Annotated in this window: 14 protein-coding genes; 9 read left to right on the top strand and 5 right to left on the bottom strand. The window is 71.2% G+C overall.

Annotation, left to right across the window (positions count from 1 at the left end; all coding sequences use genetic code 11):
- The first annotated feature begins 37 nt into the window (after positions 1 to 37).
- Together fdxA and ACFVXA_RS06500 are read left to right on the top strand one after the other, a co-directional pair.
- Entirely contained in the window at positions 38 to 358 is a 321-nt protein-coding gene (gene fdxA / locus ACFVXA_RS06505) for a ferredoxin (RefSeq protein WP_018089397.1), read from the top strand.
- A gap of 114 nt (positions 359 to 472) precedes the next feature.
- On the top strand, positions 473 to 1,573 hold the full coding sequence (locus tag ACFVXA_RS06500) for a bifunctional succinyldiaminopimelate transaminase/glutamate-prephenate aminotransferase (protein WP_390024009.1): 1,101 nt from the start codon (positions 473 to 475) through the stop codon (positions 1,571 to 1,573).
- A gap of 112 nt (positions 1,574 to 1,685) precedes the next feature.
- Here ACFVXA_RS06500 and ACFVXA_RS06495 read toward each other — a convergent pair whose 3' ends face one another.
- Both ACFVXA_RS06495 and ACFVXA_RS06490 read right to left on the bottom strand, forming a co-directional pair.
- Positions 1,686 to 2,132, bottom strand: a complete 447-nt coding sequence (locus tag ACFVXA_RS06495; protein WP_362031883.1) for an ATP-binding protein — start codon at positions 2,130 to 2,132, stop codon at positions 1,686 to 1,688.
- 334 nt (positions 2,133 to 2,466) lie between these two features.
- On the bottom strand, positions 2,467 to 3,462 hold the full coding sequence (locus tag ACFVXA_RS06490; protein WP_390024007.1) for a heavy metal transporter: 996 nt from the start codon (positions 3,460 to 3,462) through the stop codon (positions 2,467 to 2,469).
- Between the two features lie 235 nt (positions 3,463 to 3,697).
- Here ACFVXA_RS06490 and dapE point away from each other — a divergent pair, with 235 nt between their 5' ends.
- Together dapE and ACFVXA_RS06480 are read left to right on the top strand one after the other, a co-directional pair.
- Positions 3,698 to 4,777 carry a succinyl-diaminopimelate desuccinylase gene (gene dapE, locus ACFVXA_RS06485; protein WP_383901926.1) on the top strand — a complete coding sequence of 360 codons (1,080 nt, stop codon included), beginning with the start codon at positions 3,698 to 3,700 and terminating at the stop codon, positions 4,775 to 4,777.
- Positions 4,778 to 4,880: 103 nt separating this feature from the next.
- Entirely contained in the window at positions 4,881 to 5,639 is a 759-nt protein-coding gene (locus tag ACFVXA_RS06480; protein WP_362031889.1) for a TIGR00730 family Rossman fold protein, read from the top strand.
- A gap of 205 nt (positions 5,640 to 5,844) precedes the next feature.
- Here the strand turns inward: ACFVXA_RS06480 and folP are convergent, their stop codons facing one another.
- Positions 5,845 to 6,705 carry a dihydropteroate synthase gene (gene folP / locus ACFVXA_RS06475; RefSeq protein WP_362031891.1) on the bottom strand — a complete coding sequence of 287 codons (861 nt, stop codon included), beginning with the start codon at positions 6,703 to 6,705 and terminating at the stop codon, positions 5,845 to 5,847.
- A gap of 211 nt (positions 6,706 to 6,916) precedes the next feature.
- Between folP and ACFVXA_RS06470 the strand changes: the two genes are divergently transcribed.
- Positions 6,917 to 7,270, top strand: a complete 354-nt coding sequence (locus ACFVXA_RS06470; protein WP_362031893.1) for a DivIVA domain-containing protein — start codon at positions 6,917 to 6,919, stop codon at positions 7,268 to 7,270.
- On the top strand, positions 7,267 to 7,851 hold the full coding sequence (locus tag ACFVXA_RS06465; RefSeq protein ID WP_383742268.1) for a DNA-3-methyladenine glycosylase I: 585 nt from the start codon (positions 7,267 to 7,269) through the stop codon (positions 7,849 to 7,851). Before ACFVXA_RS06470 ends, ACFVXA_RS06465 begins: the two co-directional genes overlap by 4 nt.
- A gap of 78 nt (positions 7,852 to 7,929) precedes the next feature.
- On the opposite strand, the gene ACFVXA_RS06460 is transcribed toward ACFVXA_RS06465, so the two are convergent.
- On the bottom strand, positions 7,930 to 8,730 hold the full coding sequence (locus ACFVXA_RS06460) for an enoyl-CoA hydratase/isomerase family protein (RefSeq protein ID WP_384402127.1): 801 nt from the start codon (positions 8,728 to 8,730) through the stop codon (positions 7,930 to 7,932).
- 364 nt (positions 8,731 to 9,094) lie between these two features.
- On the opposite strand from ACFVXA_RS06460, the gene ACFVXA_RS06455 reads away from it, so the two are divergent.
- On the top strand, positions 9,095 to 9,262 hold the full coding sequence (locus ACFVXA_RS06455) for a DUF3117 domain-containing protein (protein WP_003966491.1): 168 nt from the start codon (positions 9,095 to 9,097) through the stop codon (positions 9,260 to 9,262).
- A gap of 166 nt (positions 9,263 to 9,428) precedes the next feature.
- Here ACFVXA_RS06455 and ACFVXA_RS06450 read toward each other — a convergent pair whose 3' ends face one another.
- Complete coding sequence (locus tag ACFVXA_RS06450) at positions 9,429 to 10,127, bottom strand: O-methyltransferase (RefSeq protein ID WP_308429374.1); 699 nt, start codon at positions 10,125 to 10,127, stop codon at positions 9,429 to 9,431.
- 239 nt (positions 10,128 to 10,366) lie between these two features.
- On the opposite strand from ACFVXA_RS06450, the gene sigE reads away from it, so the two are divergent.
- Together sigE and ACFVXA_RS06440 are read left to right on the top strand one after the other, a co-directional pair.
- Complete coding sequence (gene sigE / locus ACFVXA_RS06445; protein ID WP_362031899.1) at positions 10,367 to 11,065, top strand: RNA polymerase sigma factor SigE; 699 nt, start codon at positions 10,367 to 10,369, stop codon at positions 11,063 to 11,065.
- Positions 11,062 to 12,060, top strand: coding sequence for an anti-sigma factor family protein (locus ACFVXA_RS06440; protein WP_384023591.1), 999 nt, complete (start codon positions 11,062 to 11,064; stop codon positions 12,058 to 12,060). The genes sigE and ACFVXA_RS06440 overlap by 4 nt, the downstream gene beginning before the upstream one ends.
- Positions 12,061 to 12,187: the final 127 nt, after the last annotated feature.

Here is a 12,187-nt window from a genome sequence, read left to right as displayed (position 1 = left end):
GAGGCCCGCCAGCGCCCTATCGAGGAGGAACGACAGCGTGACCTACGTCATCGCGCAGCCTTGTGTCGACGTCAAGGACAAGGCGTGCATCGAGGAGTGCCCGGTCGACTGCATCTACGAGGGCTCCCGGTCCTTGTACATCCACCCGGACGAATGCGTCGACTGTGGAGCCTGTGAGCCGGTGTGCCCGGTCGAGGCGATCTTCTACGAGGACGACACTCCCGAAGAGTGGAAGGACTACTACAAGGCGAACGTCGAGTTCTTCGACGAGCTCGGCTCGCCCGGCGGTGCCAGCAAGCTCGGCCTGATCGAGCGCGACCACCCCTTCATCGCAGCGCTGCCGCCGCAGAACCAGTAAGCGGCCCGCACACGCGCCGCCTCGGTCCCGTACGGCCTGATCACCTTGATCGCTGCCGTACGGGACCGAGGCGTTTGCCGTACCGGCGAGTACAGAGAAAGTGAGCCAGATCCCGTGTCCGCAGTCTCCGACCGGCTTCCCACCTTCCCCTGGGACAAGCTGGAGCCCTACAAGGCGACGGCCGCCGCTCACCCGGGCGGCATCGTCGACCTGTCCGTCGGCACCCCGGTCGACCCGGTGCCCGAGCTGATCCAGAAAGCTCTGGTCGCGGCCGCGGACTCGCCGGGCTATCCCACGGTGTGGGGTACGCCCGAACTGCGGGACGCGGTCACGGGCTGGGTACAGCGACGGCTCGGCGCACGCGACGTCACCCACCACCACGTACTCCCGGTGGTCGGCTCCAAGGAACTGGTCGCCTGGCTCCCCACCCAGCTGGGCCTCGGCCCCGGCGACAAGGTCGCCTACCCGCGGCTGGCCTACCCGACGTACGAGGTCGGCGCCCGCCTGGCCCGCGCGGACTACGAGGTCTACGACGACCCCACGCAGCTGGACCCGAAGGGCCTGAAGCTCCTGTGGCTCAACTCGCCCTCGAACCCCACCGGCAAGGTGCTGTCGAAGGACGAGCTGACCCGGATCGTCGCCTGGGCCCGTGAGCACGGCATCCTCGTCTTCTCCGACGAGTGCTACATCGAGCTGGGCTGGGAGGCCGACCCGGTCTCGGTGCTGCACCCTGACGTGTGCGGCGGCTCGTACGAGGGGATCGTCTCGGTCCACTCCCTCTCGAAGCGCTCGAACCTGGCCGGCTACCGCGCCGCGTTCCTCGCGGGCGACCCCGCGGTCCTCGGCGACCTGCTCCAGATCCGCAAGCACGGCGGCATGATGACGTCCGCGCCGACTCAGGCCGCGGTGGTCGCCGCCCTGTCGGACGACACCCACGTCCGCGAACAGCGCGAGCGCTACGCCGCCCGCCGCACGGCCCTCCGCGACGCCCTGCTCGCCCACGGCTTCCGCATCGAACACAGCGAGGCCAGCCTCTACCTCTGGGCCACCCGGGACGAGTCCTGCTGGGCCACCGTGGCCCACCTGGCCGACCTGGGCATCCTCGTCGCCCCCGGCGACTTCTACGGCGAAGCGGGCAACCACTTCGTACGCGTGGCCCTGACAGCCACGGACGAACGCGTAGCGGCAGCGGTAGAGCGCCTGAGCGCCCCGTAAGGGGCTCCGGGAGACAGCGCGACCAGCCCTCCTCGCGACCCGCACGTTCAAACAGCATGGGCGAGGGGTCCAGGGAAACTCCCTGGACCCCTCGCCCGTACAGCACCGGCGACTAGCCGAGCGGCAGACCCTTCAGCGGCAGCTGCTCCGTGGGCAGCCCCCCCTTGGTCACGGAGTCCGTCGGAAGCCCAGCCCCGGTGGCGGTCTTCGCGGTGTCACCGAGCAGACCCCCGGCCTGCCCCGCCACACCCCCGGCCACCCTCTGGGCGGCCGGCGTCGCCGTCTTGGCGACCTTCCCACCGGTCTTGCCCGCGGAGGGCACGGCCTTCTTGACCGCCTTGCTGCCGGTGTCGCCGGCCAGCCCGGTGACGTTCTGAGCCGCACCGTCGACGGTGTTGCCGACGCTCGCCCCGTCCAGGGCGGTCAGGCCGCCGAGGTCGGGGGTGGCCGGCAGTTCGGCCGCAGCGCTGGCGGAGCCGGCCGCACCGACCCCGGCTGCCGCTCCCGCTGCGACGAGCAGCGCGGCACGGGCGATCCGGCGGGTCAGGGGGAGGGACATGATGCTCCTTAGACGGGAGGAAACGGTGAAGTATCCGACTGCGCCCCGGGAGTTGCAGCCGGCTGGCTGCCGGTGATCGTTCCGTTGCGTAGACGCAGTGACTACCGCTCGAAGCCCGCGAAGGTTGCGGTGGCCCGACGTAAAGAGTTGGTAATGCGTCGCATTATCAGCTGCGGATAAAAACGGGCAAAAAACACCCGGTCGGAAAGTCTGCTGAATCCTTACGGCCCTTTGTTCTCAAGGGATTTGGCGGATGCGGGAGTGAGTGCGCGAAAACCTGCGCACATCGTCGACACCGGGCGGCGCGGGTCCCTCCGAGGGGGGAGGGCTCGCACTACTGTCCAGTGACGATGTGGACCTCGGCGGCGGACTTCCCCGCGGCCGGGCCCCCCTTCGCGTCGGCGCTACGCCACGCGCTGTCGGTGTCTCCGGCCGTCCACTCCCGCCCCGCGTACGACACCCGTTCGATGTGCAGCGTGGAAGAGTTGGCCACGGCCCAGTGCGCCAGCTCCCAGCCGCGCTGCTGGGCACTGGTCCCGGAGGTGGCCTCCTCGCGCACGGGGACGGTCACGGTCCGGCTCCCGGCGCCCGCGGTGGCGGGCGAGGCGGACGCGTCGGCGGAGGCCGTGGGCGAGGCGGACGCACCTGCGGACGCCACGTCGGCCCCGGCTTCCTGAAGCACGTCGCGCCCGAAGTCGCGTACGAGCGCGGCCCGCACCGAGTCCGCGCCGCCGGCCGGGGTCGCGGCGGGGCGCCCCTCGCAGGTCAGCGTGGCCGCCGCACGGCCGGTCAGGGCCGCGGCGAGCAGCGTGGCGTCCGGCTCGTGCTTCGCGTACGCCTGCGGGTAGCCGCTGCGCTGCACGCGCTGCGCGGCGACGGTGAGGGGGAGCCGCGAATAGCCGGGCACCTTGGCCAGGTGCTCGTAGAACACCCCCGCCGCATACGTCGGGTCCATGATCTGCTTCGTCGTCCCCCAGCCCTGCGAGGGCCGCTGCTGGAACAGGCCGAGCGAGTCGCGGTCGCCGTGCTGGATGTTGCGCAGCCCCGACTCCTGGAGGGCGGTCGCGAGGGCGATGGTCACGGCGCGCTCGGGCATGCCTCGGGTGGTGCCGACCGCCGAGATCGTCGCCGCGTTCACCGCCTGCTCGGGGGTGAACTCGTACGACGCCCCGTCGCCCTTGCCCGAGACGACCTTGCATCTCGGCGCACCCGTGCCTCCGGTGAGGTACTGCACGGTGAGATAGCCCGCGAGCGCGAGCAGGACCACGACGGCCCCTCCGAAACGGAGGAGGCGGCCGCGCCGGGTGGGAGTGGGGGACGGCTCTGACACGTCGTACAAGGTACTGGAGCCGTCTGTCGGCGGAGTGTGGGGCTGTGGACAACAAGAGCCCCGCCGGGGACGAGCCCGTGCCGCCCGTGGCCGAGCGCCTCTGCCACCCGCGGGGTCGGCTGCTCGTGCCGCCGGGGGTCGGCTGCTCGTGCCGCCCGGGGGCCGCCGCCCGTGCGGGCCGTACGCATCCCGTCACGGACGGGCCCAGGCGCCCCGGGGCGCTAGGGTCGACGGCATGGCCGACACACCCCTTGACCTCACCCTGGACGCCGCCGAGCTCACCGCGCGGCTCGTCGACTTCCCCTCGGAGAGCGGCAGCGAGAAGCCGCTCGCGGACGCCGTCGAGGGCGCCCTGCGCGCTCTGCCGCATCTGACGGTCGACCGGTACGGCAACAACGTCGTGGCGCGGACGAACCTGGGCCGCGCCGAGCGCGTCATCCTCGCCGGCCACATCGACACGGTCCCCATCGCCGACAACGTCCCCTCCCGGCTCGACGAGGACGGGGTGCTGTGGGGCTGCGGCACCTGCGACATGAAGTCGGGCGTGGCCGTCCAGCTCCGTATCGCGGCCACGGTCCCCGCCCCCAACCGCGACCTCACCTTCGTCTTCTACGACAACGAAGAGGTCGCCGCCCACCTGAACGGGCTGAAGCATGTGGCCGACGCCCACCCCGAGTGGCTGGAGGGCGACTTCGCGATCCTCCTGGAGCCCTCGGACGGCCAGGTCGAGGGCGGCTGCCAGGGCACGCTGCGGGTGCTGCTGAAGACGAAGGGCGAGCGCGCCCACTCAGCCCGCGGCTGGATGGGCTCGAACGCGATCCACGCGGCGGCCCCCATCCTGGCCAGGCTGGCCGAGTACCAGCCGCGCTACCCCGTCATCGACGGCCTCGAATACCGCGAGGGCCTGAACGCGGTGGGCATCTCGGGCGGCGTCGCCGGCAACGTCATCCCCGACGAGTGCGTCGTGACCGTCAACTTCCGCTACGCGCCCGACCGCACCGGGGAGGAGGCGATCGCCCACGTCCGTGAGGTGTTCGCCGACTGCGGTGTCGAGGAGTTCGTCGTCGAGGACCACAGCGGCGGCGCGCTCCCCGGCCTCTCCCACCCGGCGGCCGCCGCCTTCATCGACGCGGTCGGCGGCACCCCGCTGCCCAAGTACGGCTGGACGGACGTCTCCCGCTTCAGCGGGCTCGGCATCCCGGCGGTCAACTACGGCCCGGGCAACCCGCACTTGGCGCACAAGCGTGACGAGCGGGTGGAGACGGCGAAGATCCTGGCGGGCGAGGAGCGGCTGCGCGCCTGGCTGACCGGCTGAGCCGTATCGCGTGGCGGTTCAGGGCGGACATCCTCACGTCCCCCCTCCGTAACCCGCGTAGACCTACGCTGGGGTGGAACACCTGCAAGCGGAGGGAGCGCACATGGCTACTGGCAACCCCGAGGGCAAGAAGCGGCCACCGGAGGAGCAGCGGCTGGGCCCGGTGCTGCGCAGGCGGGACCAGGTACAGGCGAGCACCACCGACCAGCGGCTCCTCGACGCGGGCGGCCCCTCCGACTGGGTGCACACCGACCCCTGGCGGGTCCTGCGCATCCAGTCGGAGTTCATCGAAGGCTTCGGCACGCTGGCCGAACTCCCGCCCGCGATCAGTGTGTTCGGCTCGGCCCGTACGCCGGTGGACTCGCCCGAGTACGAGGCGGGGGTCGCCCTCGGGCGCGGGCTGGTGGAGGCCGGCTTCGCCGTGATCACGGGAGGCGGCCCCGGCGCGATGGAAGCCGCCAACAAGGGCGCCTGCGAGGCGAAGGGCATCTCCGTCGGCCTCGGCATCGAGCTCCCCTTCGAGCAAGGCCTGAACCAGTACGTCGACATCGGCCTGAACTTCCGGTACTTCTTCGTCCGGAAGATGATGTTCGTCAAGTACGCGCAGGGCTTCGTGGTCCTGCCCGGTGGTCTCGGCACCCTCGACGAACTCTTCGAGGCGCTCACCCTCGTCCAGACCCAGAAGGTCACCCGCTTCCCCATCGTCCTGTTCGGCACGGCGTACTGGGGCGGTCTCGTCGACTGGCTCAAGAACACCCTGATCGCCCAGGGCAAGGCCTCCGAGAAGGACCTCCTCCTGTTCCACCTGACCGACGAGGTGGAGGAGGCGGTGGCCCTGGTCTCGAAGGAGGCGGGCCGGTAGGCGGGTTGGATCTCCCCGCGCCCTGAACAAGGGCGCGGGGGACCGCGCAATCTCTCAGGGGGCCCCATCGTCGTCCGGGGGCTCAGCCCCATGATGACGACGGGGGTCCCCCTGTTCGAGCGAAAGCCGAGCGAAGCCGGCCCGGGGGGAGGGCAGGGGCGGCGGGGGTGAAACCCCCGCGGGGAAAAACCCATGCGCCAGTTGGTTACGCCAGCCCCCTCCGGGCCACAGCGGGCGGTCGATGCCCCGCGATGGACGCCACCATGTCCAGGACCTGGCGGGTCTCCGCGACCTCGTGGACGCGGTACACCTGCGCCCCCAGCCACGCCGAGACGGCGGTCGTCGCCAGCGTCCCCACCACCCGCTCCTTCAGCGGCTTGTCCAGCGTCTCGCCCACGAAGTCCTTGTTGGAGAGGGACACCAGCACGGGCCACCCCGTGGACACCATCTCGCCCAGCCGCCGCGTCGCCTCCAGACTGTGCCGCGTGTTCTTCCCGAAGTCGTGCCCGGGGTCGATCAACACGGACTCCCGCGGCACCCCCAGCGACACCGCCCGCTCGGCGAGCCCGAGGGTCACCCGCAGGATGTCGGCCATGACGTCGTCGTACGCGATCCGATGCGGACGTGTCCGCGGCTCGGCGCCCCCCGCATGCGTACACACCAGCCCCACCCGATACCGCGCCGCGACCTCCGCCAGCCGCGGATCGACCCCGCCCCACGCGTCGTTGAGCAGATCCGCGCCCGCCTCGCAGACCGCCGCACCGACCTCGTGCCGCCAGGTGTCGACGCTGATGATCACGTCGGGGAAGCGCCGCCGCACCTCGGCGACGAAACCGACCGTCCGGCGCGCCTCCTCCTCGGCGGACACCTCGTCGCCCGGGCCGGCCTTGACCCCGCCGATGTCGACGATGGCGGCACCCTCCGCCACCGCCTGCTCCACGCGAGCGAGCGCCGGCTCGTCGCGGAAGGTGGCTCCTTGGTCGTAGAAGGAGTCCGGGGTCCGGTTCACGATCGCCATGATCACCGGCTCGTGCGGGTCGAATTCCCGCCTGCCCAGCCTGAGCATCCCCTATGACCTCTCCCAGTAAGTCCCGCCGATAAGCCGCCTGCGACCTTAACTGTCAGCGTCCCATGGCACGATCGGACCCAGACACTTTTGGCTTCACCACCAGCTTCACCACCACCCGCTTCACCACTGTCCGCTTCAGCACTATCCGCTTCATCACTATCCGCGCCGACGCGCTCCGCGTCGGCACCAGAGCGTGGGGACCTCAGCGATGTTCATGTTCTTGTTCCTGGTCGTCGCGCTCGCCGTCGTGGTCGCCGCGGTGACACTCTCCGTGGTGGGCGGCGGCGAGAGCGCCCCCCTTCCCGAGGCCGTCCCCGAGCGCCTCGCGGACCCGCTGCCGTACGACCGACCGGTGAGCCGCATGGATGTGGAGGCACTGCGCCTCCCCGTCGCCGTACGGGGCTATCGCATGGCCGACGTCGACGACGCGCTCGGCCGTCTCGGCGCCGAGCTCGCCGAGCGGGACGCCCGGATCGCCGACCTGGAGTCCGCGCTCGCCGGCGCCCGCGCGAGCGCCACCCCCTCGCTGCGCAAGCACGACGACGGGGAGGACTCCCAGTGACCGACGCCCTCGCGGGCCCGGACGGCGCGCTGCGCTGCCCCTGGGCCCTGTCGACCGAGGACTACGTGGCGTACCACGACGAGGAGTGGGGCCGCCCGGTCCACGGCGACGACGCGCTGTACGAGCGGCTGTGCCTGGAGGCCTTCCAGTCCGGCCTGTCCTGGATCACCATCCTGCGCCGCCGCCCCGGCTTCCGCGCCGCCTTCGCCGACTTCAAGATCGCCTCGGTGGCGGCCTACACGGACGCCGACAAGGAGCGCCTGCTCGCCGACCCGGGCATCATCCGCAACCGCGCCAAGATCGAGGCGACGGTCGCCAACGCGCGCGTGCTGGCCGACTGGGCACCGGGCGAGCTGGACGAGCTGATCTGGTCCTTCGCGCCCGACCCGGCCACCCGGCCGGCCCCGAAGAGACTGGCCGACGTCCCGGCGGTCACCGACGAGTCGACGGCTCTCTCCAAGACGCTGAAGAAGCGCGGCATCCGCTTCGTCGGCCCGACGACGGCGTACGCGCTGATGCAGGCGTGCGGCCTGGTCAACGACCACTTGTCGGACTGCACGGCCCGGAGGAGTGCCCCGTAAGGGGCGGGGAACCGGGGGCCGGGCCAAAGTCGGCCCGCGGTCTCCCACCGGCCTACGGCCGCCGAATCCGGCGGAGCGTCACCGCCCCAGGTACTTCGGCTTCTCCTTGTTCACGAAAGCCTGCACGGCGATGGTGTGATCCTCCGAGTCCCCCGCCCGCGACTGCAGCTCGTCCTCCTTCTCCAAGGTCTCGTCCAGGGAGTGGGAGAACCCATACGCGAGGGACTCCTTGAGGGCGGCGTACGCGACCGTCGGCCCCGAGGCCAGCCCGCGGGCCACCTTCTCCGCCTCGGCGCGCAACTCGCCCGAGGGCACCAGCCGGTTCGCGATCCCCAGCTCGTACGCCTCCTGCGCGGTGATGCTGCGCGGGAAGAGCAGCAGATCGGCGGCGCGCCCGGCCCCGATGACCCGGGGCAGCGTCCAGGAGATCCCCGAGTCGGCGGTCAGCGCGACCCCGGCGAAGGACGTGTTGAAGGCTGCCGTGTCGGCGACGATCCGGTAGTCGGCGGCGAGGGCGAAGCCGAAGCCCGCCCCGGCCGCGACGCCGTTCACCGCGGCGACGACCGGCTTCGCCGCACCGGTCAGCGCTCGCACGATGGGGTTGTAGTGCTCGCGCACGGTGCTCATCGTCCGCCCGGAAGACTGCTTGTCGGCGGCCAGCAGACCGATGTGTTCCTTGAGGTCCTGGCCGACACAGAACGCCCGGTCACCGGCGGCGGTCAGCAGGATCGCCCGTACGTCCCCGTCCGCCGCGGCCGCCTGTGCCGCGTCCCGGAAGGCGACCTTGGTCTCGATGTTCATCGCGTTCATCGCCTCGGGGCGGTTCAGCGTGATCGTCGCAAGTCCGTCGCTCACCTCGTAGAGCACGGTGTCGGCCATGGTGGGTCCCCTCCGGTGTCGCGGCTCCGACGTACCGGTCAGTACGTCCTGTGTCAGATGACAGCATGGCGGAGATCACCGTCCGGGGACCGGACCGGACATGTGAGCTGCGTCAAAGAATTCCGTGCCATGGAAGTCCATGCGGCGGCGCAGTATCGCAGTCACATCGCCGAATTGAGTGGTTTTGCTCAAGCGCGTTGCGCAAGCGATGCCGACTGATGTTGGTCATCGGGTCCTGAGATGCGGGATAATGGCCTGGAAGCAATGTGTTCGATGCCGGTGACGTGTGTCCTATGAGGGGACGTGCGTGCCCTTCAAGGGGGCCGTCGGCGACGATGAGCTGGTTTCAGGAAGGGGAACGAGCATGGCGGCCATGAAGCCGCGGACGGGCGATGGCCCGCTCGAGGTGACCAAGGAGGGGCGGGGCATCGTCATGCGCGTTCCGCTCGAAGGCGGCGGTCGGCTCGTCGTCGAGCTGACCCCTGACGAGGCCGACGCGCTCGGCGACGCCCTCAAGAAGGTCGTCGGCTGACGCGGAACGCGACCATACCTTTTCAGCCGCCCCGGCATCGTAATCGGTGCCGGGGCGGTGGTTTTCCAGGGGTACGTCATCGACGTACCCCTTTGGTATGTGTGCAGGTCAGACACGTAAAGGCTGGGGTCTGAACGCGTGAGAGCCGGTGCGGAACGCCCCTCGGTCAGCGCTTGACCGCGCACAGCAGGCCGTCGCCCACCGGCAGCAGGGAGGGCACCAGGTCCTGGCTCTCGCGCACCGCGCGCAGCAGTTCGCGCAGCCGGCCGACCTCGGCGGGCTGCGGTCCCGAGTCCACCGTGCGGCCGTCCGCGAAGACGCCCTCGAAGACGACGAGCCCGCCCGGCCGCAGCAGGCGCAACGATTCAGCGAGATAGTCCAGGCATTCGAGACGGTCGCCGTCGCAGAAGACGAGGTCGTAGCCGGCGTCCGCGAGCCGAGGCAGCACGTCCAGCGCGCGGCCGGGGATGAAGCGGGCGCGGTTGCTGGCGAAACCGGCCGCGCGGAAGGCCTGACGGGCGAACTGCTGGCGCTCCGGCTCGGGATCGACGGTGGTCAGTACCCCGTCCGGCCGCATGCCGTGCAGCAGATGAATCCCGGAGACGCCGGTCCCGGTCCCGATCTCCGCCACCGCTTTCGCGTCCACGGTGGCGGCGAGCAACCGCAGCGCGGCGCCCGTGCCGGGCGACACCGAGCGCAGCCCTGCCTCGCGGGCCCGGTCGCGGGCCCAGCGCAGCGCCTCGTCCTCGGCGACAAAGGCGTCGGCGAACGCCCAGCTCGTCTGCCGGTTGCCGGTAATGACCCTCTCCTGTCCCCGTGGTTGCCTGGGCGTGACTGTATCCGTTGGGGCCGGGAACCCGCAGATGGGACCGGGCGTTTAGAGGGGTGGGGAAACAGACCGGGGGGAAGCGGATGGATCAGGACACGGAGCGGGACGCGGAGCGGGGTGCCGGACACGTGCTGACGCAGCCATATGAGCGCGTATCAATTTCTCGTAAAACCGCTTATCCGGAGCTAACGGGCGAGGTGGCTAGGGTAGGGGCTCCACTGGACACCACCAGAGCCGACAGGGGAGGTGCGGCTGCGCCTGTGGATCGGGGAGGGGTGCTGCGGCGCCTACTCAGATCGGCGGGTGAGCCGAAATCCGTGACCGACATCGCTGACAAGTTCCACGCTGCTGCCCCTGCGCAGACCGCGACGTTCACCACCGACGCGGAGTCACAGGCGTGGACTCCGCCCACCTGGGAGGAGATCGTCAGCACGCACAGCGGACGGGTCTACCGCCTCGCCTACCGCCTCACGGGCAACCAGCACGACGCCGAGGACCTCACCCAGGAAGTCTTCGTCCGCGTCTTCCGCTCGCTGTCGACCTACACGCCCGGCACCTTCGAGGGCTGGCTGCACCGCATCACCACGAACCTCTTCCTGGACATGGTGCGCCGCAAGCAGCGCATCCGCTTCGACGCCCTCGGCGACGACGCGGCCGAGCGCCTGCCCAGCCGCGAGCCGTCCCCGCAGCAGGTCTTCAACGACGCGCACTTCGACGCCGACGTCCAGCAGGCCCTCGACACCCTCGCGCCCGAGTTCCGTGCCGCCGTCGTCCTGTGCGACATCGAAGGACTGTCGTACGAGGAGATCGCCGCGACCCTGGGCGTCAAGCTCGGCACGGTCCGCTCCCGGATCCACCGCGGCCGCTCCCAGCTGCGCAAGGCCCTCGCCCACCGGTCTCCCGAGGCCCGCGCCGAGCGCCGCTCGTTCGCGGCCCGCGTGCCCGTGCTGGGGGGAGGGGGCGCGACCGCGTGAGTGGATCCCGTCCTACGCCCGCTGAGCAGCACCTCGGCGACCGACTCTCCGCCCTCGTCGACGGAGAGCTCGGTCATGAGTCGCGCGAGCGCGTCCTGGCCCACCTCGCCACCTGTGCGAAGTGCAAGGCCGAGGCGGACGCCCAGCGCCGACTGAAGAACGTCTTCGCGGAAGTGGCCCCGCCGCCGCCCTCCGAGAGCTTCCTGGCACGCCTCCAGGGGCTTCCCGGGGGAGGTGACTCCGACGACGGTGGCTCGCGACTGGGCAGGGGAGGATTCGGCGGCGCACTCCCCGGAGCCGACCGGACCTCCGGCGTCACCGGACTCTTCGGAGTGAGGGGCGAACCCTTCGGGTACGTCCCGGCCGGGCCGCACGCCGATGTGCTGCCCCCCTCCGCGGGGCGCGGCTTCCGCATCCATGACGTCAGCCGTCACGAGGCCGAGCGATCCGCCTCGCGCGGACTGCGGTTCGCGTTCGCCGCCGCCGGCGCGGTCTCGTTGGCCGCGGTCGCGCTCGGCGGGGTGTCGACCGGTGTGCCGACCGACACCAGTGCGGACGCGCGCGGCGGTTCCGGGACCGGAAGCAATGTGACGCCCATGCGCTCGCAGGGCACGGGGGCCGCGGCGGCTCCCGAGACGCAGCGTCGCCGGTCCGTCGGGCCGCTGCTCGCCCAGGGCGAGCGGGCGCTGGGCGCCGGTCCGGTGGCGTCGACCGCGGTGTCCGCGCCGCTGCTGCCCGGAGTCCCCGCTCCGGGCCGCGCGCAGGACGTCATGCACACCCTGACGACCCCGGTGGTCGCCGGTGCCGCCGCGATGTCCCCGCTGATACGCCCGCTCACCGATGCCCAGCCGCTCATGCTGACCTCGTGGTCCGCGGCCCCGGACTTCATGACCCCGGGCCTGCTGGCCGCTCCCGCGGCCACTCCGTCCCCCTCGTCCCCCTCTTCCTCCGCCACCCCCACCCCGAGCTCCCCCTCCTCCCGTATCGTCCGCTGACCCCGCCCGCTGCGCGGCGGCCCGCGAACCTGGTTGAATCCAGGGTGGGCCGCGTCCGCAGGAGGGATCCCGGACGCGGAGTCGACAATCTGCGGTGACCGTCGGCGAGTTGTGCCGCGGGCCAGGT

Origin of the sequence: Streptomyces sp. NPDC058246 (genome assembly GCF_042881985.1) — a bacterium.
Classification (GTDB): domain Bacteria; phylum Actinomycetota; class Actinomycetes; order Streptomycetales; family Streptomycetaceae; genus Streptomyces.
The sequence above is the reverse complement of the archived record's forward strand: the minus strand, read 5'-3'. Positions and strand labels throughout refer to the sequence as shown.

Excerpts from the sequence above, each read along its gene's own strand:
- ACFVXA_RS06480 (WP_362031889.1), top strand. The coding sequence starts at position 4,881 with ATGGCTACTGGCAACCCCGAGGGCAAGAAGCGGCCACCGGAGGAGCAG.
- ACFVXA_RS06460 (WP_384402127.1), bottom strand. The coding sequence starts at position 8,730 with ATGGCCGACACCGTGCTCTACGAGGTGAGCGACGGACTTGCGACGATC.
- dapE (WP_383901926.1), top strand. The coding sequence starts at position 3,698 with ATGGCCGACACACCCCTTGACCTCACCCTGGACGCCGCCGAGCTCACC.
- ACFVXA_RS06495 (WP_362031883.1), bottom strand. The coding sequence starts at position 2,132 with ATGTCCCTCCCCCTGACCCGCCGGATCGCCCGTGCCGCGCTGCTCGTC.
- folP (WP_362031891.1), bottom strand. The coding sequence starts at position 6,705 with ATGCTCAGGCTGGGCAGGCGGGAATTCGACCCGCACGAGCCGGTGATC.
- ACFVXA_RS06455 (WP_003966491.1), top strand. The coding sequence starts at position 9,095 with ATGGCGGCCATGAAGCCGCGGACGGGCGATGGCCCGCTCGAGGTGACC.
- ACFVXA_RS06470 (WP_362031893.1), top strand. The coding sequence starts at position 6,917 with ATGTTCATGTTCTTGTTCCTGGTCGTCGCGCTCGCCGTCGTGGTCGCC.